An 837-nucleotide genomic window follows, 5' to 3' on the forward strand; every position below is an offset into this window, starting at 1 on the left:
CGGCGGTGGATATGGGCGTGGATGGCGCGGGCCAGCACCTGGCTTTCCACATCGCGGCCCAGGCTGACATAGTCATCGGCCGATTGCGCATGGGTGATGCGCACCGTGTCCTGTTCGATGATCGGGCCCTCGTCCAGATCGGCGGTGACATAGTGGCTGGTCGCCCCGATCAGCTTCACGCCGCGCTCATAGGCCTGCTTGTAGGGGTTCGCGCCCTTGAACGAGGGCAGGAAGGAATGGTGGATGTTGATGATCCGGCCCGACATTTCGCGGCACATCTCATCCGACAGCACCTGCATGTAGCGCGCCAGCACGATCAGCTCGGCCCCGGTGTCGCGCACGATGCGCATCTGCTCGGCCTCGGCCTTGGGCTTGTTTTCCTTGGTGACCTTGATGCAGTAGAAGGGGATATCGTGGTTCACCACCACTTTCTGATAGTCCATGTGGTTCGAGATCACCGCGACGATCTCGATCGGCAGGGCGCCGATGCGCCAGCGATACAAGAGGTCGTTCAGGCAATGGCCGAAGCGGCTGACCATGATGATGACCTTCATCTTCGTCGCTTCGTCATGGAATTTCGCCGTCATCGCGAAGGATTTGGCGATGGTGGCAAAGCCCTTTTCCAGATCGGCCAGGGCGGCGCCGGTCTCGGCGGTGAAGCTGACGCGCATGAAGAAGCGGTTGGTCTGCAGATCGTCGAATTGCGAGCTGTCGGTGATGTTGCAGCCGTTTTCGGCCAGATAGCCGGCGATGGCGGCCACGATGCCGCGCTTGGTCGGGCAGGCCACGGTCAGGCAGTATTTCGTCATCTTGGGTCTCCGCTCGGAATATGTCTTG

1 protein-coding gene is annotated in these 837 nt (G+C 60.9%); it reads right to left on the minus strand.

Going from position 1 to position 837, the window contains the following annotated elements; all coding sequences use genetic code 11:
- A partial coding sequence (purU, locus tag K1Y73_RS21940; protein ID WP_225030538.1) for a formyltetrahydrofolate deformylase occupies nt 1-809 on the minus strand: 809 nt, incomplete at its 3' end.
- Between the last annotated feature and the right edge of the window lie 28 nt (nt 810-837).

The organism is Xinfangfangia pollutisoli (genome assembly GCF_020179405.1).
Lineage (GTDB): Bacteria > Pseudomonadota > Alphaproteobacteria > Rhodobacterales > Rhodobacteraceae > Pseudogemmobacter > Pseudogemmobacter pollutisoli.